The organism is Lysinibacillus sp. C5.1 (genome assembly GCF_016350185.1).
GTDB classification, from domain to species: Bacteria; Bacillota; Bacilli; order Bacillales_A; family Planococcaceae; genus Lysinibacillus; species Lysinibacillus sphaericus.
In genome coordinates, this window is the sequence record NZ_CP066226.1 from 2,461,681 (window position 1) to 2,482,719 (window position 21,039).

The window sequence follows — 21,039 nt, forward strand, 5'->3', positions numbered from 1 at the left end:
ATCCTAGATAAGGAAGTATATTCATGTCGAAACATGTGTGGTAAAATTATCCTAATACGCATGAGAAAAGAGGAAAAAAGACATGAATCGCTATGAACAAACAACGGTCTGGCAACAAAATCTTGCCGTTCAATATGAAACAGATTTGTATACTAAAGAAAGAGAGCTTTTAAGAGTATCGTTTGAAAGCTTTCGTGAAAGGGCAAAAATTCTAGCGGCTGAAATAAACGTGATTTTGCCTGACTTTACAGTTCATGATATTAGTCATATAGATGCTTTATGGGAAATGACAGATTTAATTACTGGAGGAGACTACGAGCTTACTCCTCCTGAGGTATTTGTTCTTGGTGGAGCGTTTTTAATTCATGATCTGGGAATGGGTTTAGCAGCTTTTCCGGAAGGTATTTCAGAATTAAAGAAAAGTATGCTTTGGGTAGATACTGTTGCATCAATTATAAAAGGGGATAATAAAAGAAAGAAAGTTACGGATGACGAAATAAAAAATCCAAGTAAAGAAATTGAAAAAGAAGCGACACAAGAGATATTGAGGCTATTACACGCTAAACATGCTGAGAAATTAGCACAAGTCTCATGGACTGGTCCTGATAATAATAAATATTACTTAATTGAGAATTCAGAACTACGCGAATCGTATGGTAAGCTTATTGGACAAATAGCTCATAGTCATTGGTGGAGTATTGAGGAACTACAAGACAAATTACCAGATAAATTAGGAGCTCCTGGACTGTTTCCTCAGGATTGGGTAGTCGATCCTGTAAAACTTGCTTGTCTTTTAAGAGTGGCTGATGTATGTCATATTGATGATAGGAGAGCACCAGGCTTTTTAAGGGCCGTAAGAAAACCTTCAAATTATGCTGATAAACATTGGGCATTTCAACAAAAGTTATATCAACCAAGATTGGAAAGAGGAAGAGTTGTTTATACATCTAAGACCCCTTTTAGAATAGAAGAAGTAGATAGTTGGTGGCTCTGTTACGAAACACTTAAATTAATTGATTCAGAGCTTAGAGAAGTTGATTCATTACTTGCTGATACCAATAGGAAACAATTAATAGCAACAGGTGTCGCATCTATTTCAAATATGGAACGGTTATCTAAATTAATAACCATAGATGGATGGCAACCTGTTGATACTAAAATAACTGTTGGAAATGTAGCTAGACTAGTGAAACAACTAGGGGGCGAGCAATTATATGGGCATAATCTATTTGCTCCTCTTAGAGAGTTAATTCAAAACGCCACTGATGCAATTCGAGCAAGAAGGATACTTGAGGAAGAAGATGAGAACTGGGGTAAAGTAATAGTTAGAACGGGCGTAGATGAAGACGGGCATTATATTGAAGTTGAGGATAATGGGGTTGGAATGTCTCCCAAAGTATTAACTGGACCATTTTTAGATTTTGGACAATCATTTTGGTCAACTAAATTAATGCATGAAGAGTTTCCTGGCTTAGAATCAAAACCCTTTAGTTCAACAGGAAGATATGGGGTTGGATTTTTCTCTGTATTTATGTGGGGTTCGAAGGTAAGAATCTCGACAAGACGCTTTGACGAAGGCAGAGATTCAACAAATATTCTTGAGTTTCTAAACGGAGTGGATGATAGACCTTTGCTCAGAAGTGCACTTCCTGAAGAATACATTAAGAAAGGAGGTACAAAGATAAGAGTATGGTTATCTAGTAAGGTTGAAATTGAAAAATTATTAGATAGTAGAGATACAAGAGATTCAAGAAAGGAAAAAATAACTTTCGAAGAGCTTTTAGAAGGGAAATTTCCAACACTAAATGTTGACCTATACTATGAGAATGAAATAGAGAGTACAAAAACTAAAGTTATTAGTGCAAATGATTGGAAAAATATTAGTCCATTATCTTTAATTAGGAGAACAACAGAAAACTATCAAACATTAAGTGATGGCTCAAAAGAAATAATAGAAAACTTATCTAAGAACATGAGGACAATTAAAAATGAGGATGGAGAGATTATTGCAAGAGCGCTGATTTTCCCAATAGAAATAGGAATGGGAAATAAGGGTTTAATTGGTGGTTGCGTCACAGTAGGTGGTACAAACACTAATCAAATTACAAGTATCCTAGGAGTATTTATTGGCGAATCTGAGAGAGCTTCTAGGGATATTGGAATACCTTTGGTTGAAAGTGAGAAGTTGATTGAGTGGGCAAGTGAGCAGTCCCAATTGATTGCTGGACTGGAATGCGAAGAGGAATTTGAAATAAAATGTGCACATGCTATTAGAGCATTTGGGGGAGAATGTAATAGCTTAAAAATAACCAAAAATAAATTGGAATACTTTAGTTATTCTGAAATCATTTCACTAATTAAAAGTGCTGAATTTAGTGAGATTATTTTCGTACATGATGCTAGTATATCTATTTATGAAACAGAACATAAGTGTAAAATAAACCTATCAGATAACGTTTTTACTTATAAGGGAGGAACACCAGGTATTCTCCAAACTGGTCCTGGTAGATTTGTTAACTGGCCAATTGATAGTTGGGATGTCAGATCTTCATCGTTGGAGAACTATATACATCAAGCGGTTGCCGAGGCTTTAGAAATTGATATTACAATTATGCGTTCAAATTCAGTAAAGATTGGAACAGTCAATAATAGTGATGTGATTATGGACCATGTTACAATTATTAAAGTACAAAATATACTGTGAAGAATCCTGTACAGAAGTTTCTTTCAATAAAAAAAGTAAGTATAATGAAATTAGAGTGTTTAATCTGGTGTAGGACATGAAAATTTTTGTTGAATTATCATACCAGGAGAAGGTTCTCGGAACTAAAGTGAGATTGGTTTACGTTTACCTAAATTTAGAGAAGTATCTGTAATTCGTGCACAGTGGGCTACATCAAATCTTTTAATTGACTGAGTATTACTGATCAAACAAATTCTAGGTATCATTTAAATTTGATACAGATTAACCGAGGTGTATTTTTAAGATACACCTTTTTCTTTGTTTAAAAAATAGCTGTAATAGAGGTGCCAGGAAGTGAAAGTAATGATTTTAACTGCTTCAGTTGCGTTTTGGAGTAATATGACTACAATGAACGATATCGCATCTTATCTTCAAACCAATAGAAAATATAACTTTAATACCGTGAAACTATCAAAAAACGTAGTAGATGATAATTAATAATGAGGATAACAGATATGAGAACAAAAAAATTAATATTAAAAGAGCTATTTATATTGCGATTTTTGCACTGAATGTATTTACGTTTCTGCAATTTGTCAGATTGAGAAATATTTTATAGTATAGGACATACAATTGAGAAGCTTTTGCATATAAATTAATAGCTACCATAACATAGCTTTATTACAATCATTTCTTATTGGAGATGGAAGAACCTACTGTGTTATGCCCGAAGGCCGAAATTGGGGATTCTATACAGAAACGGGCTTTACCAATTTCGAAAGCTTCACAAATACGAAACCACTTTATGATATCTATAAACCAACCGTCAAATCCTCTTCGTATGTGAACTTTTCAATCTCTAAAAACGAGAAGAATGCATACTCCTATGTAGATGCTATTTACAATATTTTTGGCATTGAGAATGCAGAGTTAATATTAACCGATAGAATTAATTACTTTTACTATTAATGGCGAAGTACGGCTTATTAATCAGGAACTTTTTGTAGTTTGCTTCAACAAACGTGTTGTACTTATTCTAGAAAAAGAATATCATCAACAACTATCCGATTTTATACATTATAAATTATTGTCTAAAAGTAGGGAAAGTTTAAAGTTAAAGTTTCTTGTCCTTTTACAGTATCGTGTTGACGTATCCAAGCCCTCCTCCACGCAAAATAATTTTAGTTTACATAATATAAATTATAGGAAGTTATGTTTCATAGTTAAGTATACTTATGATAGTGAGACAGAATAGATGTTCTTGGACATCAAAGTCTAAACTTTACTTCAGTGTCAAAAAGTTTAGACTTTGATGTCTTCTTTATTTATTTCTCAGTTTTTAATTCATCCATTTTTTCTCGTTATTGTACTATCGGTTCTTCAAAAGCTAAATTTTTAGACATGTTGCACATCGCCATTTGTATGCATTTTTACAAGCATCGCTACTTGGTTTCGTAAATCCTTCCTATGGAAAACTGCATCAAGCTGACCATGCGCTAGTAAAAACTCTGACTTTTGGAAATCATTTGGTAATTTTTCTCTTAATGTTTCTTCAATTACACGGCGACCAGCAAAGCCAATCAATGCTTGTGGTTCTGCAATATTAATATCTCCAACAGAAGCAAAGCTTGCTGAAACGCCACCGTATGTAGGGTGCGTCATGATTGAAATAAATAATAGTCCTTCTTCACTATGACGTTTTAATGCCACACTCGTTTTTACCATTTGCATTAATGATAGAATACCTTCTTGCATGCGCGCACCACCACTAGCAGTAAAGATAATAACCGGTACACGTAATTCAATAGCTTTTTCAACGGCACGTGTGATTTTTTCTCCTACAACGGAGCCCATTGAGCCCATACGGAAATGAGAATCCATAATTGCTACAACAATTTCTTCTCCATCAAGAGTACCTAACCCAGTTAGTACAGCTTCGCTTAATCCCGTTTGTTGTTTAGCCACTGAAATTTTTTCTACATAATCAGGGAAATTAAGTGGATTACTTGTTTGTAAATGATCATCCATTGAAACAAATGAACCTTCATCTAAGAAATAGGCTACGCGCTCCTGTGCAGTCATTTTGAAATGATGGTCGCATTTTGTACACACTTTATGATTTTTTTCTAATTCCTTTGTTAACTGAATATGACGGCATTCTGGACATTTTGTCATAAGTCCTTCTGGAAATCTCTTTTCCTGTCCGTCCTCTTTCTTTTTACTAAATAAGCTACGTATTGCCATGTTTTACTCCCCCTATGTTTGTCTAAATGCCTTGTTCAGCATTTTTGTTCGTAAGCTTTTAATGCTTCTTTTTCATAGCCAAGCTGCATCGATTTAAACGGTCACAGGCATAAACTGCTAATTGAAGCAGACTTTTAGTGAAAAATGATTATTTCTGACGTGATGATTATTTCTCGTAAAACATCCAGACAATTAGTCGTACCTCTATCTCTAGCTTTACAAAAAAACTGTCCCACACACTAGTGTTCGCAGAATCACTGTATAACTTATAGTGAATGGCTTCCTTTAAAAGAATTTGTCGTGTTAATTTGACATCCTTTTTTTGATTTTTCATCTTCTAATATAAACATTGACAATATTTCTACGATCTGATGCTTTTGTGTAGAAGCTAGAAACGTACTTCCCCTAAGTCTTGTTTCAATAAGACCTAACAACTTTAAACTTCCCAATGCCTCTATTTATAGAGGATGGCCAGACACCCTGACGTTCTGAAAGGGCTCGTTCGGTTGGTACTTTTCATCAGCCTGTATTTTTTCCATTTTTATAAGCTGTCGTAATTGTTGGACGATATCTAAAAACACTTTCCTTTGTTCGGTTTTTTTATCCATACGATTAACTCCTTGGTCAATCTATTCCCTTGGCATAATTATGTTGTCGCTTTCCTTTCGCGCTATAAACAATGCATCCAAAGGCTTTATCTTCATTCAGTAGGTGTTTGGATACCTAATTATAAAGAAACAATCTCCACCACCTTTAGATGATGGCGTCTCTTACTGAATGAATCCAAAAGTGGTCTGGCCACTTTTGGATTTGGCTTTATCTTACAAAACAATTATTTAAAAGTAAAGAAAAAACTGCATAAAATTTTATGCAATTTCTAAAATTCCTTCAATTTCATATTCTTTTCGTCGTTTGTGCATGTTTACTTTCACTTGTGGTCTACCAAAGCGCTTTTCAAGCGTTCTCTCAATGTAAAGCAATTCATCTTCTAGTAACAGCTCTTGAACAAGATGAAAAACTTTGCGGGAATAAGGTTACAGAGAACGTTCCAAACTCAGCCTGAAGAGCTAATAATGACCATTTGTAAACGGCGATCAACAAGGGAAAGCATGTACCTGGCAACGTCCGTACGTGCCCACTGAGCCAATATTCAGGGTTATTAATCGTAACTTTTTTTAATTGTTGCAACTTTACTAAATCAAGAGTTTTTCAGTATAGTTGTATATCCCGAAATATCAATAATTATGAACAAACTATCCGTATTAAAAAAACAAGGAGAGTTAAAAAACTAGCTTGTTTGAAATTAACTTTCATATAAAAATCCAAATAATATCTAAACACAATTTATAAATCATCAAATACGTTTATTTTATTGGTTTATAGACTTTATGTCCTTTTCTAATAGAAAAAATAAACTCAGCTAATTGTTTAATCAACTGAGTTTATTTTGCGTTGTATTTAGTTTTTAGACAATGCTTTCATATCTGCTACGATTGTTTCAACCGGTACATCTGTCGTGCCATCATAATCTTTTACGACAACACCATCAGCATTTACTAAATAAAAACTCGACATATGTACTACTTGATCAGAATTCGGATCATTTTTTACTAATGAATTAAATGATTTTCGCGCAAATTGCTCAATATATACTTGCTTATAACCAGTCAGCAGCTGCCATTTGCTATCATCAACAACCGAGTACGTTTTTAAATAATTTTTTAATACTTCAGGTGTGTCAACTTCTGGATCTACGCTAAATGCTACGATTTGATAGTCCTTTACGCCTTCATCTTCTAATGACTTTTGCACATCTGTCATATTATATGTCATCGGCGGACAAATCGAATTGCAATTTGTAAATATGAACATGGCTAACCAAGGCTTTCCTTTAAAGCTATCAAGGTTCACTTGCTCATTGTTTTGATTTGTAAAAGAAAAATCTTGTACGTCAATACTCATTTCAGGTTCAAATTTATAACTACCACAAGCTGTTAATAAACTACTTATTACTAGTAATCCAACTAGTACGATCCATTTCCTTCTTAACAAAGTGTACACTTCCCTCCAACTTATCATCGTTTTTTATTGTATAAATTATAGATTACAAATACAAGATAATGGTCTTGAATCTTTTCCTTCTTTATGTCAAACTCCTTCATTTGTATGTTTTTGGTAGCTTTAAACCCATTTTATGCCATATTATTAAAAGTTTTTTTAAAAATTTTTTCAGCATTTTTTTACTAATTTTCTTATTTCCCAAGACATCATATAATTGTTATATAACAAGGTTTTTTTGCTATTCATTTATAGACTCTCTTTTATAGAAAAATAAGGAAAACACTAAATTTCTCTTTTAAGTTCATTTTTTCTTTTACATTCAAAATTATTATCAATAAGCTATTTCAACAATACTATTTCAAGAGTGAAATGGGTTCTCTTTCATACAGATAATTTCTATTAAATCCTTATTATTTCTACTTTATTTCGACTATCTAAATTTGACTAAAAATTTGAAAAACTAAAATTTTAGTATTGCATTATAGGATTCTTCCTCATAAAATAAGTGAATATAACGACGAGACAAAAAGAAATATGTCGTTTTAAACAGCAATATATAACTTTAGGGGGAATAATAATGGCTAACATTACTGAGAACAAAAACGTACAATCAGTTGACTATAATGCAATTGAAGCTATGGAATCGTTCAACAACTTCGTAAAAAAGAAAAATACTTTCCTTTTTTCGATCACAGCAGGGTTTTTAATTCTTTATATTTTACTACCAATCCTTGCTTTCCAGCCTGTACTACAACAAAAAGTTATTGGTAGTATTACGGGCGTTTGGATTTACTCAGCAGGACTTTTCATCATGACAATTGTTCTTTGTACAGTATATGTAAAAAAAGCTTCTTCATTCGATAAAGCTGCAGCTGCAGTTCTTGCAGAGTATCAAGCGAAAGGTGGAAAATAAATGAATTTAGTATCAGTAGGATTCTTCTTAGGAATCGTAGGTTTAACATTAATCGTTACGTATATCGCTGCGAAGCGTACTTCTTCTGCCAGTGATTTCTATACTGCCGGTGGTGGATTAAAAGGATGGCAAAATGGCTTTGCGATTGCTGGTGACTACTTATCAGCGGCTGCATTTCTAGGGGTTTCAGGTGCTATCGCATTAACTGGTTTTGATGGTTTCTTCTTCTCAGTAGGTTATGTTGTTGCGAACTTAGTTTTACTATATGTAATTGCAGAACCAATGCGTAATTTAGGACGCTATACATTAGCCGATATGTTAACAGCTCGCTTTAATGAAAAACGTATTCGTGGAGTAGCTGCTACAGGCACAATTATTATCGTTATTCTTTATATGATTGCTCAATTAGTAGGTGCAGGTGCTCTTATTAAATTATTATTTGGTATTGAGTATTGGGTTGCGGTGTTAATTGTAGGCGTTATGATGACTACTTATGTATTATTTGGTGGTATGACGGCTACTTCATGGGTTCAAATTATTAAAGCTGGACTTTTACTATTTGGGACAGGTTTATTAGCAACACTGGTATTAATGAAATTCGATTTCTCTTTAGTGAAAATGTTTGATACGATTTCAACTGATCACGGCGATAAGTTTTTAGTGCCAGGTATGAAATACTCAAGTTCAATTGACTCTGTTTCAATGATGATGGCACTAGTATTAGGTACTTCAGGTTTACCACATATCCTAATGCGCTTCTTTACTGTTAAAGATGCAAAAACAGCTCGTGCTTCTATTTCTTGGACAACTTGGATTACAGCTATTTTCTTCTCATTAACAATTTTCTTAGGTTTTGGCGCTATGCACTTTGTAGGGCTTGATAAAATCATCGCTGAAAGTAAAGCTGGAAATACGGCTGCTCCACTATTAGCTGAATTCCTTGGCGGCGATGTACTTATGTCATTTATTTGTGCGGTTGCATTTGCAACAATCTTAGCGGTAGTTTCAGGACTAGTATTAACAGGTGCATCTGCAATTTCTCATGATATTTATGGTGAGATTATTAAAAATGGTAAATTAACTGAAAAGCAACAAGTTTTAGCTGCTCGTACAGGCTCAATTTCTATTGCCATTGTATCGATTATCCTTGCATTATTTGCACAAAGTTTAAACGTTTCATTCTTAGTATCATTTGCATTTTGTATCGGGGCTTCTGCCAACCTACCTGTTATTTTATATACAATTTACTGGAAAAAATTCAATTCAACTGGTGCGGTAACTGCCATGGTAACAGGTTTAGTTTCATGTTTAGTTCTAGGTGCTATGGGTCCGAACGTTTGGAGTCCAGTTGAAGGTGCAGCAATCTTTGTTGGAAATCCACTAGTGCCACTTGCAGTTCCAGCAATTATCACGATTCCTCTTGGCTTTATTGCTGGCTACTTAGGTTCTGTTCTTTCATCTAACAAAGTATCTCAGGCTGAGGCGGATCGTATTTACAAAGAAATCCGTGTAAAAGCAAATACAGGGGTATCTGTTTCAGATATTTCCCATTAATCAGATTAAGGTTTTAACGACCCCTTTTTATAGTAAAAAAAGACTCGACTTCGGTCGGGTTTTTTCTTTTTTTATTATAAAAAATTAAACATTTTACTTATCGAACAATACTATTCTTTTTCCAAAAATAAGAAAATAACCAATTTTCACTAGATAAATAGTGTTTATTTTTTCTAGAAAAAACGCATTTTTTCTCGGTTATTACAACTGATTTTTTGTCAAGAACCTAGTAATATCATCATCTTATAAATTTATCTGAATTTTCGAAAACCCTTTAATTTCTAGGCTTTGTCATGTATTTTCTGTTTAAAGTCTATTTTTCAGAAAATTTTTTTTACATAATTTTTCTGAAATGTATTGCAATTTCGTGAACTGTCTCATAAAATTAAGATGTGAATTCACTAAAGTAGCAAAAAATAGTATTTAAGCAGTAAAAATAAACACAAAATGGGGAATGTTTATGGCGAACAATCAAGCAAGCAAAAGCATTGTTATTGATTATGATGCAATTGCAAAACAAGAATCGTTTAAAGCACTTGTAAGAAAAAAGAATGCCTTTTTATGGTCAATCACTGTATTCTTTTTAGCAGCTTACATGTTGCTACCTATTCTTACATCTTACACAACAATCCTACACCAAAAGGCTATTGGGGAAGTCACTTGGGTATGGATTTACGCAGCAGGATTATTCATCATGACTTGGAGTTTATGTCATCTATATGTTGCGAAAGCAAATAGCTATGACAAAGAAGCAAAAGCAATTATAGCTGAATATGAAAACGGAGGTGGCCGCCTATGAGCTTTATCGCAATATTTTTCTTCGTAGCAATTGTTGGTCTTACATTAGTTATTACATGGTGGGCATCTAAACGTACTTCTTCTGCAAGTGATTTCTACACTGCAGGCGGTGGTTTAACAGGCTGGCAAAATGGACTAGCTATTGCTGGTGACTACTTATCAGCAGCTTCTTTCTTAGGGATCGCTGGTGCCGTTGCATTATTCGGATTTGATGGATTCTTCTTCTCTATTGGTTATTTAGTAGCTTACTTAGTGGTGCTATATATCGTAGCTGAGCCATTACGTAACCTTGGTAAATTTACATTAGCGGACATGATTACAGCACGTTTTAATAATTCTAAAGTTCGTGGTACAGCAGCTCTAAGTACCATTACAATTGTATTATTCTACATGATTGCACAACTAGTTGGTGCAGGCGCACTTATTCAATTACTTTTAGGAATTGACTATTGGGTTGCAGTATTAATCGTTGGTGTTATGATGACTACTTATGTTTTATTCGGTGGTATGACTGCAACTTCTTGGGTACAAATTATTAAAGCTTGTCTATTAATGTTAGGTACTGTCATTATTTCGTTCTTAGTATTAAAAGAGTTTGGCTTCAGTATTTCAACAATGTTTACAGAAATGTCTACTGCTACTGACAGCGGTGCGGCATACTTAAACCCTGGACTTAAGTATACAAACGGTATTGATACAATTTCTGTTTTAATTGCCCTTGTATTAGGTACTGCAGGTCTTCCACATATCTTAATGCGTTTCTTCACAGTAAAAGATGCAAAAACAGCTCGTTCTTCAGTTATTTGGGCTACTTGGATTGTAGGTCTATTCTATGTATTAACAATCTTCTTAGGCTTCGGTGCTGCTGCATTCGTTGGTAAAGAAGACATTATCGCTGCAAACGCGGCTGGTAACATGGCTGCTCCACTTCTTGCAGAAGCACTTGGTGGCGACATTCTGTTCTCATTCGTTTGTGCAGTAGCATTCGCAACAATCTTAGCGGTAGTAGCAGGTCTTGTACTTTCAGGTGCATCTGCCCTATCACATGATATTTATGGTCAAATTATTAAAAAAGGTAAGATTACAGAAAAAGAGCAAGTACTTGCTGCTCGTATCGGTTCTATTACAATCTCTATAGTATCAATCCTTCTTGCACTTGGTGCACAAACATTAAACGTTGCGTTCTTAGTATCACTAGCATTCTGTATTGCTGGTTCAGCAAACTTACCAGTAATTATTTACACAATTTATTGGAAACGCTTTAATACGGCTGGTGCAGTAACAGCGATGTTAACAGGTTTAATTTCTGCTTTAATACTTGTAGCTGTATCTCCAAACGTTTGGAATCCAGTTGAAGGTAAAGCAATCTTCGTAGGTAATCCGTTAATAATGTTAACGAATCCTGCAATAATTTCTGTACCACTTGGTTTCCTAGGTGGTTTCATCGGAACGTTACTTTCTAAAGAATCTGATGATGCGAAATATCGTGAAGTTGATGTAAAAGCAAACACTGGTATTTCAGTTCAAGACGTATCTCACTAATACTATCACTAAAACCCCGTAAACTTTATGCTTACGGGGTTTTACTTTTCTCCCTCTTTTCGGTAATATATTGGTAGTGTGAAATGGAGGGATTAGCATGGCACTATCCAAAGCTAAAAAGAAACGTATGCATTTAAAACGGACGCAAGGTAAGGATGTTGAAAAAAAACGTCAAACTGCCCCTTTTAGTACGCATGAGCGCGTGACAAAAACGAAGCATGCTACATTAGAACACAATAGAACAAAACATAGGAAACAGCCACACGGAGACGATTACTCGCTCTAAATGTGGCTGTTTTTGTCGTGTCTTTATAAATCGTAAAATAATTTTGTGTTTCGTGTCAAAGTATTGGCCGCTTCTTGCGTTGTTATACCTTTAAGCATTGCAATGACTTCAATACTTTTAGCCATCATAGACGGCGATGTTCGAGCCTTGTCAAAAGGTCCTTCAAATGGCCAAGGTCCATCCGTTTCCACCATCATCAGTTCCAATGGATACTTTGTAATCAAATCTTGTATTTCCGCTTCATAACCACAATCAGGCGTAATGGAAATATAATAACCATTATGTATCATGCGCACAATTGCCTCATCACTTCCCTTGAACCAATGAAAATGAGCTTTCTTTACACCATGTTTCTCAAGTAAATCACAAGTGATTAGTGCATCCTCATAAACAGCATGTAACACTATCGGTTTGTGAAGTTCTTGCGCTAACAAAATAAATTGTTCTAATAACGCTATATAAGGGCGCTCATCCAATACATGCGTCTGTTTTCGATAATAAGGTAAACCAACCTCTCCAACAGCAATCATCTCACTTGCGTGCAGTCGTATCCAATTAAATAAAGCTTCTTTCTCCTTATCATTAGGCAACGACTGTTCAGGATGAAAACCATATGCTGCCTTGACCTTCGCATAGGCTCTCGATAACTTCAGCGTTTTCTCACAAGATTGTAAGTCCGTACTGACCGCTATAACCGTTTGCGCCTCATCAAGTAGCAAAGGTAATTCTTCTTCTTGATACTGATCTAAATGAATATGTGCATCAATCAACATATGCATCGTCCTTTTCTTCCTTTAAATACTGAAAAAGTTGTTGTTTTAACTGTGTAAATTGAGTGGAATGACGAATTTCCTCGGAACGTGGTCGTGCAAACGGCACAATGATTTCTTCCTTAACCGTCGCTGGACGTTTCGTTAATACAATAATACGATCCGCTAAAAATAGCGCTTCTTCAATACTATGTGTCACGAATAGGATAGATTTTTTATGCTCCTCCCAAATAGATAACAACCATGCCTGCATTTCTAATCTTGTAAACTCATCGAGCGCTGAAAAAGGTTCATCTAAGCATAGTATCGGTTTTCCACTGACGATAGCACGCAAAAATGATACACGTTGCTGCATGCCTCCTGATAATGCATGCGGATAAGCATTTTCAAACGAAGCAAGACCAACCTTTTCTAGCCACGCTTTGGCAAGCTCTTTATTCGGACGACGCTGCAATTCTTCAACAATCATGACATTTTCTAAAATCGTCCGCCACGGTAATAAGCAAGGTTGTTGGGGCATATAGCCAATGCTACCTGTTTTTCGTTGAATATTGTCTCCATTTAACAAAATAGCTCCGCGATCGACAGGCGTTATTCCTCCTATCAATTGAAAGAGTGTGCTTTTTCCGCTACCTGAAGGACCAATGATTGCCACAAATTCACCTTCCTGTACGGTAAAGGATAAATTATACACTACTTCAAGCGAGCCAAAGGACTTAGATATGTCTTGAATGTTCAGCATGTGCGCCCCTCCCCTTTACAACAAGCTTTTCTACAAAACGAATCACACTAAATAACAATAAACTTAATAAGACAATCGCAAATATCGCTACAAAGACGCGATCCGTTCGAAACGATGATTGTGCGAGCGTCATATAAACACCAATTCCCTTTTTTGCACCAAGCCATTCAGCAATGACCGCTCCCATCACACTATAGGTCGCCGCAATCTTAATACCGGAAAAGATAGATGGATACGCATAAGGCCATTCTAATTTCCAAAATGTTTGCCCCTTCGTAGCACCAATCATTGCAAAATAATGTTTGAGCTCAGGAGAGGTTTGGCGAAACCCATCCATCGCCGCGATAACGATTGGAAAGAAGCAAACGAGACAAATAATAATCAGCTTGGGTAACAGGCCAAAGCCAAACCAAATAATTAATAATGGCGCTAAAACGAGCACTGGCACATTTTGAGACACAATAAGAATCGGATAAACAAACGCTCTAATGGTTGATGAGCGATGTAAAAATACCGCAACGCTTAAGCCACACATCACACCAATAGCAAGCCCTAATAATGCTAGCTGAATCGTGGCCCAAACATGGGGAATAAACGTTGAATACGATTCAATACCTTCAATCATAATGGCACTTGGCGCTGGCAATAGCCAATGCGGGATATCAGCTACACGTATAATAAGTTCCCATATGAATAAGAGGAAGGCGATAAAAATAATCGACCTTCCTTTCAGCATTACCTGTTTCACCCTCGATATTTCTCCGTTAATGTTCCCATTGTAATACCAGCTGGCTGATATAAAATTTTCACTTGTGTAATAACATTGATAGCGCCTAAGTCAATCATCTTTTTATTCATCTCTTCAATAATTTGTAACAAAGTGGATAATTCACCCTCCATTGTTGTTTCCAGTGGATGCACCTCATAGTGCACACCGGAAGCATCGATTACAGCTATTGCCGCATCTACAAATGGGATCACATCCTCATATTTTTCTGTTTTAGGTATGATTTGTACACTAATTAATGAATTCGCCATTTATTTTGCTCCTTTCTTTGGTAAGAAGTCGTTTGTAAATGCTTGTTGTGCATTAAAGTCGCCTTCTAAAACGTTATTCTGTGTCATCCAGTCCGCATAGTTTTCCCAAACTGCTAACTTTTGTTCTCCCCATTGCGCCGCATCATCTTGATATTTACCCGCTAACCATTCCTGACTTTTATGCACAAGCTCTTTATCCAAATCAGGTACCGCTTCAAGTAAAATATCAGCCGCTTCACTCGGATGCGCTATCGCATATTCATAGCCTTTAGCAGTAGCTGCGACAAATGCCTTTACGACATCAGGATTATCCTTTATCATTTTTTCATTCGTTGCCAATACAGGTGTGTAATAATCAAGCTGCTCACTATAGTCGGTTAAATACTGCATATTTAACTTTTCCCCACGAAGTTCTGCCTCAATACCTGTCCAAGCATAATAAATCCACGCAAAATCAATATCCTTTTGCATCATTGTGAAAAAGTCGATATCTCCCGCATTGACGATATCTAATTTGTTTATATCAGCATTTTCTGTTTGCATCAGTGACTGTAAAACAGCTTGTTCCACTGGAGCACCCCAGCCACCATAGGTTTTTCCTTCGTAATCTTTTGGTGATGTAATGCCTTTTGAAGCAAGTGATGCAAAACCTGAAGTATTATGTTGAATAATTGCAGCAATCGATACAAGTGGTACACCTTGTACACGAGCTTGCGTAATGCCTTCTTGGATGCTTACGCCAAACTCTGATTTCCCAGACGCCACAAGCTGATCAGCACCTGCATCACCTGGTAAAATAATCTCTACGTCTAAGCCTTGCTCTTTAAAATAGCCAAGCTTTTGCGCCACATAAAGTCCCGTATGATTCGTATTAGGTGTCCAGTCCAGTACAACTGATATTTTTTTTTCTGAACTGGCTTCCTCTTTTTTGTCTTCTTTTGCGCTACATCCAACTAATGTAATTAGTGCAGCAACCATAATGATTAACCATTTTTTCATGCTATATCCTCCTAGCAAGTAATTTGAAAGTGTTCATGATTGAATGTTTCACCAGAAGAAAAGCGTATGCTGTTTTTAATCCGTTTGCAGACGATGCTCATTGTTTTCTAACTGCTTAAGGGAATTCTTCATCCTTAAACAAAAAACGCCTAGGAATTATCCCAGGCGTTTGCAAACGGTATCAAAAAATAGTGTACGAATATTTTTGAATAGATGTTCCCTACGCTGGTACGAGCCAAATCAGGTTCAAAGGGTCAGCATCTGAACGGACGCAATCTCAGCTGGCAACTTCCAGCCCCCCTACATTCTTAACTTATGAACTTTTCGTTGATTATTATACCCCTATCTATCTTCAAATGACAAGCTCGTATTTTTAAACCTTTAAAATCAGCCTTGCTGTCGATGCCTATCATAAGCGAGCAAACTTCTTTCTAATTAGTAATTCGTTTTCCAAAGCATTTTGCTAGATGAAAAAAGCCCAGTTCTGTATAAGAACATGGGCATAATAAATTATTCCTCTTCTTTTTTCATTTTCATTACATGAGAAATGGTACCGTCTGTAGCGATATCTATTTTAAAGGAGCCATTCGAATGGCGATCTGCGCGCGTTAAACCTTTGACATCAATGATTTCTTTTACGCCTTTTTCTGTTTCAACAATGACTTGCTCCTTATCACTTGCTTTTACTACCGCAACTATACGATGTGGATTGGCTTTTAATTCGGTTAACACTTTTAAACCACGTTTTGCTCTACTTGCCATATCGACTTCAGCGACATTCATCTTCTTCACAGCACCTCGTTGGGTAACAATCACGACATACTCTGTATCAGACGGCTTTAATATTGTTACACCAACAAGTACTTCCCCATCTTTTAACGTGATACCTTTCACGCCACCCGTTTTAACACCTGTGACAGGAAGTTCTTCAATTGGGAAGCGGATAGCGTAGGCTGTATCAGTAATCAATAACAGCTCTGCCTCGTCTGAAACAATATCGGCCATGATCATTTCATCGCCTGATTTGACATTCATCGTCTTAATAGGCTTCGAATAACGAGTTACTGCATAATCTGGCAGTGGCGAGCGCTTAATTTGCCCTTCCTTTGTAGCGGTTAAAATATAGGTGTTTGGCTGGTCAAAGGAATCAAAACCATAGACTGCAATAATTGTTTCATCTTCCCCTGTTGGCACAATACTTGAGATATGCTGACCAAGATCTTTCCAACGAATATCCGGCAATTCATGTACAGGCTGATAAATATAATTCCCACGATTTGTGAACAACAACAGATGATGCTGGGTATTTAACGTTGCCTCATACAGTAAATAATCGGAGTCTTTCATGGCAAAATCTTGTCCATTAGATGCTGCATGCGAACGTGTGGATGTACGCTTAATATAGCCATCCTTCGTCACTGTGACCACAACATCCTCACTTGGAACAAGCACGTCTAACGTAATTTTAATTTCTTCAATCTCTTGTTCGATTTTCGAACGGCGTGGTTCAGAAAAACGTTTTTTAATGTCGAGTAATTCTTGTTTAATGACACGTACAAGTTTCGCCCCGCTATGCAAAATACCTTCTAGTTTCGCAATCAGTGCATTTAACTCATCTTGTTCACGACGTAGCTCTGTAATATCCGTATTCGTTAAACGGTATAATTGTAAGCTCACAATCGCCTCCGATTGCACTTCAGTAAAGTCAAATTTCACCTGTAAATTTGTTTTTGCGTCGCGCTTATCATTCGATGAACGAATTGTTGCAATTACTTCATCTAAAATCGACAGTGCTTTAATCAAGCCATCAACAATATGAGAACGGTCTTTTGCCTTTTGTAAATCATAAATGGAGCGGTTTGTCACCACTTCTTTTTGATGGGCTATGTACGCATCAAGTAGCAGTGGCAATGTCATCATCGTTGGACGACGATTATGGATCGCAATCATATTAAAGTTATAGGCTACTTGCAAATCAGTAGTTTTAAATAAGTAATTTAAAATGCCCTGTGCTGGCACGTCTTTTTTTAACTCAATCACGACGCGTAAACCAGTACGGTCTGATTCATCTCGAATTTCTGCAATGCCTTCCAGGCGTTTATCGACGCGTTGTTCATCAATTTTCTTTACAAGATTTGCCTTATTCACATCATAAGGTAACTCTGTAATAACGATTTGCTCTTTCCCACCTTTTAATGGTTCAATGGCTGCTTGAGCTCGAACAATAATTTTACCGCGTCCAGTTTCATATGCCTTTTTAATACCATCGACACCTTGAATAATCCCTCCTGTTGGGAAGTCAGGGCCTTTAATCACCGTCATTAGCTCATCGACAGTCGAATTCGGTTGATCTAAACGCATTAAAACGGCATCTAACACCTCATCAAGTGCATGTGGGGGAATATCTGTGGCATAACCAGCAGATATTCCTGTCGACCCGTTGACAAGCAAATTCGGGAAGCGAGCAGGCAATACTGTTGGCTCCATATCCTGATCATCAAAATTCGGTACAAACTCCACTGTCTTTTTACCGATATCACGTAACATTTCAGCTGCAATTGCTGACAATCTTGCTTCTGTATAACGCATCGCAGCAGGTGGATCTCCATCAACAGAACCATTATTTCCGTGCATTTCAATCAGCATATGGCGCGCTTTCCAATCTTGACTCATTCGCACCATCGCTTCATATACCGAACTATCACCGTGTGGATGATAGTTACCGATTACATTCCCGACCGTTTTGGCAGACTTACGGAACGGTTTATCGTTCGTATTGCCTTCTGTATACATCGCAAATAAAATACGTCGCTGTACAGGTTTAAGACCGTCGCGCGCATCTGGCAACGCTCGGTCTTGAATAATATACTTACTATAACGACCAAAACGGTCTCCCATTACTTCTTCTAATGGTAAATCTTGAAACTTTTCCGTACTACTCATGCTTGGTCCTCCTCTTGTTGGATGAATTCATTGTCTAAAATATTCGAATCATCCTCCATGCCGAAGTTAACATTTGCTTCGATCCATTTACGGCGCGGCTCTACCTTATCGCCCATTAACGTTGTCACGCGACGCTCAGCACGTGCCCCATCTTCAATCGTGACACGAATTAACGTCCGTGTCTCAGGGTTCATCGTTGTATCCCACAGTTGGTCAGCATTCATCTCACCAAGTCCTTTATAACGTTGTAGGATATAGCCTTTCCCCACTTTTTTAATGGCTTTTTGTAAATCATTTTCGGTCCAAGCATATTCAATGACCTCTTTTTTCCCTACACCCTTTGATACTTTATAAAGTGGTGGTAACGCAATAAATACTTTACCAGCCTCAATTAATGGGCGCATATAACGATAGAAGAATGTTAATAGGAGCACCTGAATATGTGCGCCATCCGTATCAGCATCGGTCATAATGACAACTTTATCGTAGGCTGAATCTTCTACTGAGAAATCCGCTCCAACTCCTGCACCAATAGCATGAATAATTGTGGAAATCTCCTCGTTTTTCATAATATCTTGGAGCTTCGCTTTTTCGGTATTAATGACTTTACCGCGCAACGGTAAAATCGCCTGAAACGTACGATCTCGCCCTTGTTTCGCTGAACCGCCAGCAGAATCACCTTCGACTAAATATAATTCGTTTTTCGCAGCATTGCGAGATTGTGCAGGTGTTAGCTTTCCTGAAAGAATCGTACTTCCTTTTTTACTTTTCTTCCCGTTACGAGCATCTTCGCGTGCTTTTCGCGCCGCTTCACGTACTTGTTGCGCACGAATCGCTTTTCGCACAAGCGATGCAGACAATTCCGCATTTTCTTCTAGCACATATAAAACTTGTTCAGAGACAACACTATCGACTACCGAACGCGCTTCACTTGTACCGAGCTTTCCTTTCGTTTGCCCCTCAAATTGTAGTAAATGTTCAGGAATACGGACAGAAACAATTGCTGCTAAACCTTCGCGAATATCTGTCCCTTCAAGATTTTTATCTTTATCTTTTAGTAATCCTATTTTCCGTGCATATTCATTGAAAACTCTTGTCAAGGCAGCTTTTGCACCGGTTTCATGCGTACCACCATCACGTGTACGGACGTTGTTTACAAACGATAAGATTGTTTCTGAATAACCATCGTTGAATTGGAAGGCAAATTCAACTTCGATATCGTCTTGCTCACCCTCTACATATTTGACAGGATGAAGAACATCTTTTTCCTCATTCAAATACGCAACGAAAGCTTCAATGCCGTTTTCGTAAAAGAAAACATCACCTTTGCCTTCCTCGCGTTGATCAATTAACTCAATTTTTAATCCTTTTAATAAAAATGCAGACTCACGTAAACGTTCTGCCAGTGTATCATAATTAAATTTTGTGACGGAAAAGATCGTGTCATCTGGCAGGAAATGTACAAGTGTGCCTGTTTGCTTTGTCTGTCCGATTTCTTCTAAAGTCGTCACAGGATGTCCACCGTTTTCAAAACGCTGTTTATATTTTTTGCCATCGCGATGAATCGTCACTTCTAAAAATGTCGATAAGGCATTAACAACGGATGAGCCAACACCGTGTAAGCCGCCACTCGTTTTATAGCCGCCTTGTCCAAATTTACCACCTGCATGTAAGACTGTGAAAATAATTTCAGGGGTAGGTTTGCCCATTTTATGCATACCTGTTGGCATTCCACGTCCAAAATCGCGAACGCTTAAACTTTGATCTTTATGAATTGTGACAATGATATGAGAACCAAAGCCAGCAAGTGCTTCATCCACCGCATTATCTACGATTTCATATACAAGGTGATGAAGTCCTCTGCCATCTGTGGAACCGATATACATGCCGGGTCGCTTTCGTACCGCTTCTAATCCTTCTAATACTTGAATTGCGTCATCATTATAGACGCTAGGTGACTGTTTATTCGCCAAAAGATTCCCCTCCAAAAAACAAACGCATGTTCTGATTACGTTCTCATCCTAATAATAATAGCATTTCCTGTCAATAGCTAGTGACAGATATATATTTTTTTAATTACGCTACAACGTAATTGCTTCTATGAACTTTGTTTAGAGGCCAATCAAGGGCAGGCTGCTGTCATGAATGACGGCACTTATTTTAAGCTTACTGCCTTGTACGACCAAACAAAAATCCACGACAACTGTAGAGGCGCTATCTTCACTAAAGCGAGCATTGAACGCCTTCTAATTACTTAACATTACAGCCTACCAAAACATCATCGGTAGGCGTTTTCTGTTGAGTGATGATTTTTAATAGCTTCACAAGAGAAATTAAAGATAGACTTCTATTCTACCAAAGGAATGTATGATTGACAAAATTGCCATTTTACCTATATTTTAAGAAAGCACTTAGGTATTAATACAATACTAGTTCCGAATAACCGTACATAAGCTATCATAAGCC

Annotated in this window: 16 protein-coding genes and 1 riboswitch; of the genes, 6 read left to right on the forward strand and 10 right to left on the reverse strand. The window is 36.9% G+C overall.

All coding sequences use genetic code 11. The features are described from left to right. The first annotated feature begins 82 nt into the window (after window positions 1-82). Window positions 83-2,704: an HD domain-containing protein gene (locus tag I5435_RS11885; protein WP_337982301.1), complete on the forward strand. Its 2,622-nt coding sequence runs from the start codon at window positions 83-85 to the stop codon at window positions 2,702-2,704. Between the two features lie 1,374 nt (window positions 2,705-4,078). Here I5435_RS11885 and accD read toward each other — a convergent pair. The 3 genes from accD to I5435_RS11900 form a co-directional block, all read right to left on the reverse strand. Continuing rightward, window positions 4,079-4,927 carry an acetyl-CoA carboxylase, carboxyltransferase subunit beta gene (gene accD / locus I5435_RS11890; RefSeq protein ID WP_025219471.1) on the reverse strand — a complete coding sequence of 283 codons (849 nt, stop codon included), beginning with the start codon at window positions 4,925-4,927 and terminating at the stop codon, window positions 4,079-4,081. 458 nt (window positions 4,928-5,385) lie between these two features. After that, window positions 5,386-5,535, reverse strand: coding sequence for a hypothetical protein (locus I5435_RS11895; RefSeq protein WP_337982302.1), 150 nt, complete (start codon window positions 5,533-5,535; stop codon window positions 5,386-5,388). A gap of 850 nt (window positions 5,536-6,385) precedes the next feature. After that, window positions 6,386-7,006: an SCO family protein gene (locus tag I5435_RS11900; protein ID WP_029747163.1), complete on the reverse strand. Its 621-nt coding sequence runs from the start codon at window positions 7,004-7,006 to the stop codon at window positions 6,386-6,388. A 559-nt stretch (window positions 7,007-7,565) separates the two neighbouring features. Here I5435_RS11900 and I5435_RS11905 point away from each other — a divergent pair. The 5 genes from I5435_RS11905 (at window position 7,566) to I5435_RS11925 (ending at window position 12,081) form a co-directional block, all read left to right on the forward strand. Further along, entirely contained in the window at window positions 7,566-7,901 is a 336-nt protein-coding gene (locus I5435_RS11905; RefSeq protein WP_024361773.1) for a DUF485 domain-containing protein, read from the forward strand. Then, the gene (locus I5435_RS11910; protein ID WP_024361774.1) at window positions 7,902-9,455 is read left to right on the forward strand and encodes a solute symporter family protein; all 1,554 of its coding nucleotides are present in this window, start codon (window positions 7,902-7,904) and stop codon (window positions 9,453-9,455) included. 460 nt (window positions 9,456-9,915) lie between these two features. Beyond that, entirely contained in the window at window positions 9,916-10,254 is a 339-nt protein-coding gene (locus I5435_RS11915; protein WP_024361775.1) for a DUF485 domain-containing protein, read from the forward strand. Continuing rightward, window positions 10,251-11,795 (forward strand): solute symporter family protein, encoded by a 1,545-nt coding sequence (locus I5435_RS11920; RefSeq protein ID WP_024361776.1) that lies wholly within the window; start codon window positions 10,251-10,253, stop codon window positions 11,793-11,795. The genes I5435_RS11915 and I5435_RS11920 overlap by 4 nt, the downstream gene beginning before the upstream one ends. Window positions 11,796-11,892: 97 nt before the next feature. Continuing rightward, complete coding sequence (locus I5435_RS11925; protein WP_024361777.1) at window positions 11,893-12,081, forward strand: hypothetical protein; 189 nt, start codon at window positions 11,893-11,895, stop codon at window positions 12,079-12,081. 23 nt (window positions 12,082-12,104) lie between these two features. Here the strand turns inward: I5435_RS11925 and I5435_RS11930 are convergent, their stop codons facing one another. The 7 genes from I5435_RS11930 to parE all read right to left on the reverse strand — a co-directional run bounded on the left by I5435_RS11930 (window position 12,105) and on the right by parE (window position 20,546). Beyond that, window positions 12,105-12,854 (reverse strand): TatD family hydrolase, encoded by a 750-nt coding sequence (locus I5435_RS11930; protein ID WP_337983868.1) that lies wholly within the window; start codon window positions 12,852-12,854, stop codon window positions 12,105-12,107. Further along, window positions 12,844-13,593 carry an ABC transporter ATP-binding protein gene (locus tag I5435_RS11935; RefSeq protein WP_024361779.1) on the reverse strand — a complete coding sequence of 250 codons (750 nt, stop codon included), beginning with the start codon at window positions 13,591-13,593 and terminating at the stop codon, window positions 12,844-12,846. The genes I5435_RS11930 and I5435_RS11935 overlap by 11 nt, the downstream gene beginning before the upstream one ends. Further along, entirely contained in the window at window positions 13,568-14,329 is a 762-nt protein-coding gene (locus I5435_RS11940; RefSeq protein ID WP_051147716.1) for an ABC transporter permease, read from the reverse strand. Before I5435_RS11940 ends, I5435_RS11935 begins: the two co-directional genes overlap by 26 nt. A gap of 8 nt (window positions 14,330-14,337) precedes the next feature. Continuing rightward, a complete protein-coding gene (locus I5435_RS11945) occupies window positions 14,338-14,631 on the reverse strand; it encodes a thiamine-binding protein (RefSeq protein ID WP_024361781.1) in 294 nt (97 codons plus the stop codon). Further along, window positions 14,632-15,630, reverse strand: a complete 999-nt coding sequence (locus tag I5435_RS11950; RefSeq protein ID WP_337982303.1) for an ABC transporter substrate-binding protein — start codon at window positions 15,628-15,630, stop codon at window positions 14,632-14,634. A 200-nt stretch (window positions 15,631-15,830) separates the two neighbouring features. Beyond that, window positions 15,831-15,942: riboswitch (TPP riboswitch) on the reverse strand. A 198-nt stretch (window positions 15,943-16,140) separates the two neighbouring features. Next, window positions 16,141-18,573: a DNA topoisomerase IV subunit A gene (gene parC, locus I5435_RS11955; RefSeq protein WP_337982304.1), complete on the reverse strand. Its 2,433-nt coding sequence runs from the start codon at window positions 18,571-18,573 to the stop codon at window positions 16,141-16,143. Continuing rightward, on the reverse strand, window positions 18,570-20,546 hold the full coding sequence (parE, locus tag I5435_RS11960; protein WP_024361784.1) for a DNA topoisomerase IV subunit B: 1,977 nt from the start codon (window positions 20,544-20,546) through the stop codon (window positions 18,570-18,572). The genes parC and parE overlap by 4 nt, the downstream gene beginning before the upstream one ends. Window positions 20,547-21,039 lie beyond the last annotated feature (493 nt).

Bases quoted from the DNA above. Each gene is read 5' to 3' on its own strand.
- I5435_RS11910 (WP_024361774.1), top strand. From the start codon at position 7,902: ATGAATTTAGTATCAGTAGGATTCTTCTTAGGAATCGTAGGTTTAACA.
- I5435_RS11895 (WP_337982302.1), bottom strand. From the start codon at position 5,535: ATGGATAAAAAAACCGAACAAAGGAAAGTGTTTTTAGATATCGTCCAA.
- accD (WP_025219471.1), bottom strand. From the start codon at position 4,927: ATGGCAATACGTAGCTTATTTAGTAAAAAGAAAGAGGACGGACAGGAA.
- I5435_RS11935 (WP_024361779.1), bottom strand. From the start codon at position 13,593: ATGCTGAACATTCAAGACATATCTAAGTCCTTTGGCTCGCTTGAAGTA.
- I5435_RS11900 (WP_029747163.1), bottom strand. From the start codon at position 7,006: ATGATAAGTTGGAGGGAAGTGTACACTTTGTTAAGAAGGAAATGGATC.
- I5435_RS11915 (WP_024361775.1), top strand. From the start codon at position 9,916: ATGGCGAACAATCAAGCAAGCAAAAGCATTGTTATTGATTATGATGCA.
- I5435_RS11950 (WP_337982303.1), bottom strand. From the start codon at position 15,630: ATGAAAAAATGGTTAATCATTATGGTTGCTGCACTAATTACATTAGTT.
- I5435_RS11940 (WP_051147716.1), bottom strand. From the start codon at position 14,329: ATGCTGAAAGGAAGGTCGATTATTTTTATCGCCTTCCTCTTATTCATA.
- parC (WP_337982304.1), bottom strand. From the start codon at position 18,573: ATGAGTAGTACGGAAAAGTTTCAAGATTTACCATTAGAAGAAGTAATG.
- I5435_RS11925 (WP_024361777.1), top strand. From the start codon at position 11,893: ATGGCACTATCCAAAGCTAAAAAGAAACGTATGCATTTAAAACGGACG.
- I5435_RS11945 (WP_024361781.1), bottom strand. From the start codon at position 14,631: ATGGCGAATTCATTAATTAGTGTACAAATCATACCTAAAACAGAAAAA.
- I5435_RS11920 (WP_024361776.1), top strand. From the start codon at position 10,251: ATGAGCTTTATCGCAATATTTTTCTTCGTAGCAATTGTTGGTCTTACA.
- I5435_RS11905 (WP_024361773.1), top strand. From the start codon at position 7,566: ATGGCTAACATTACTGAGAACAAAAACGTACAATCAGTTGACTATAAT.
- I5435_RS11885 (WP_337982301.1), top strand. From the start codon at position 83: ATGAATCGCTATGAACAAACAACGGTCTGGCAACAAAATCTTGCCGTT.
- I5435_RS11930 (WP_337983868.1), bottom strand. From the start codon at position 12,854: ATGTTGATTGATGCACATATTCATTTAGATCAGTATCAAGAAGAAGAA.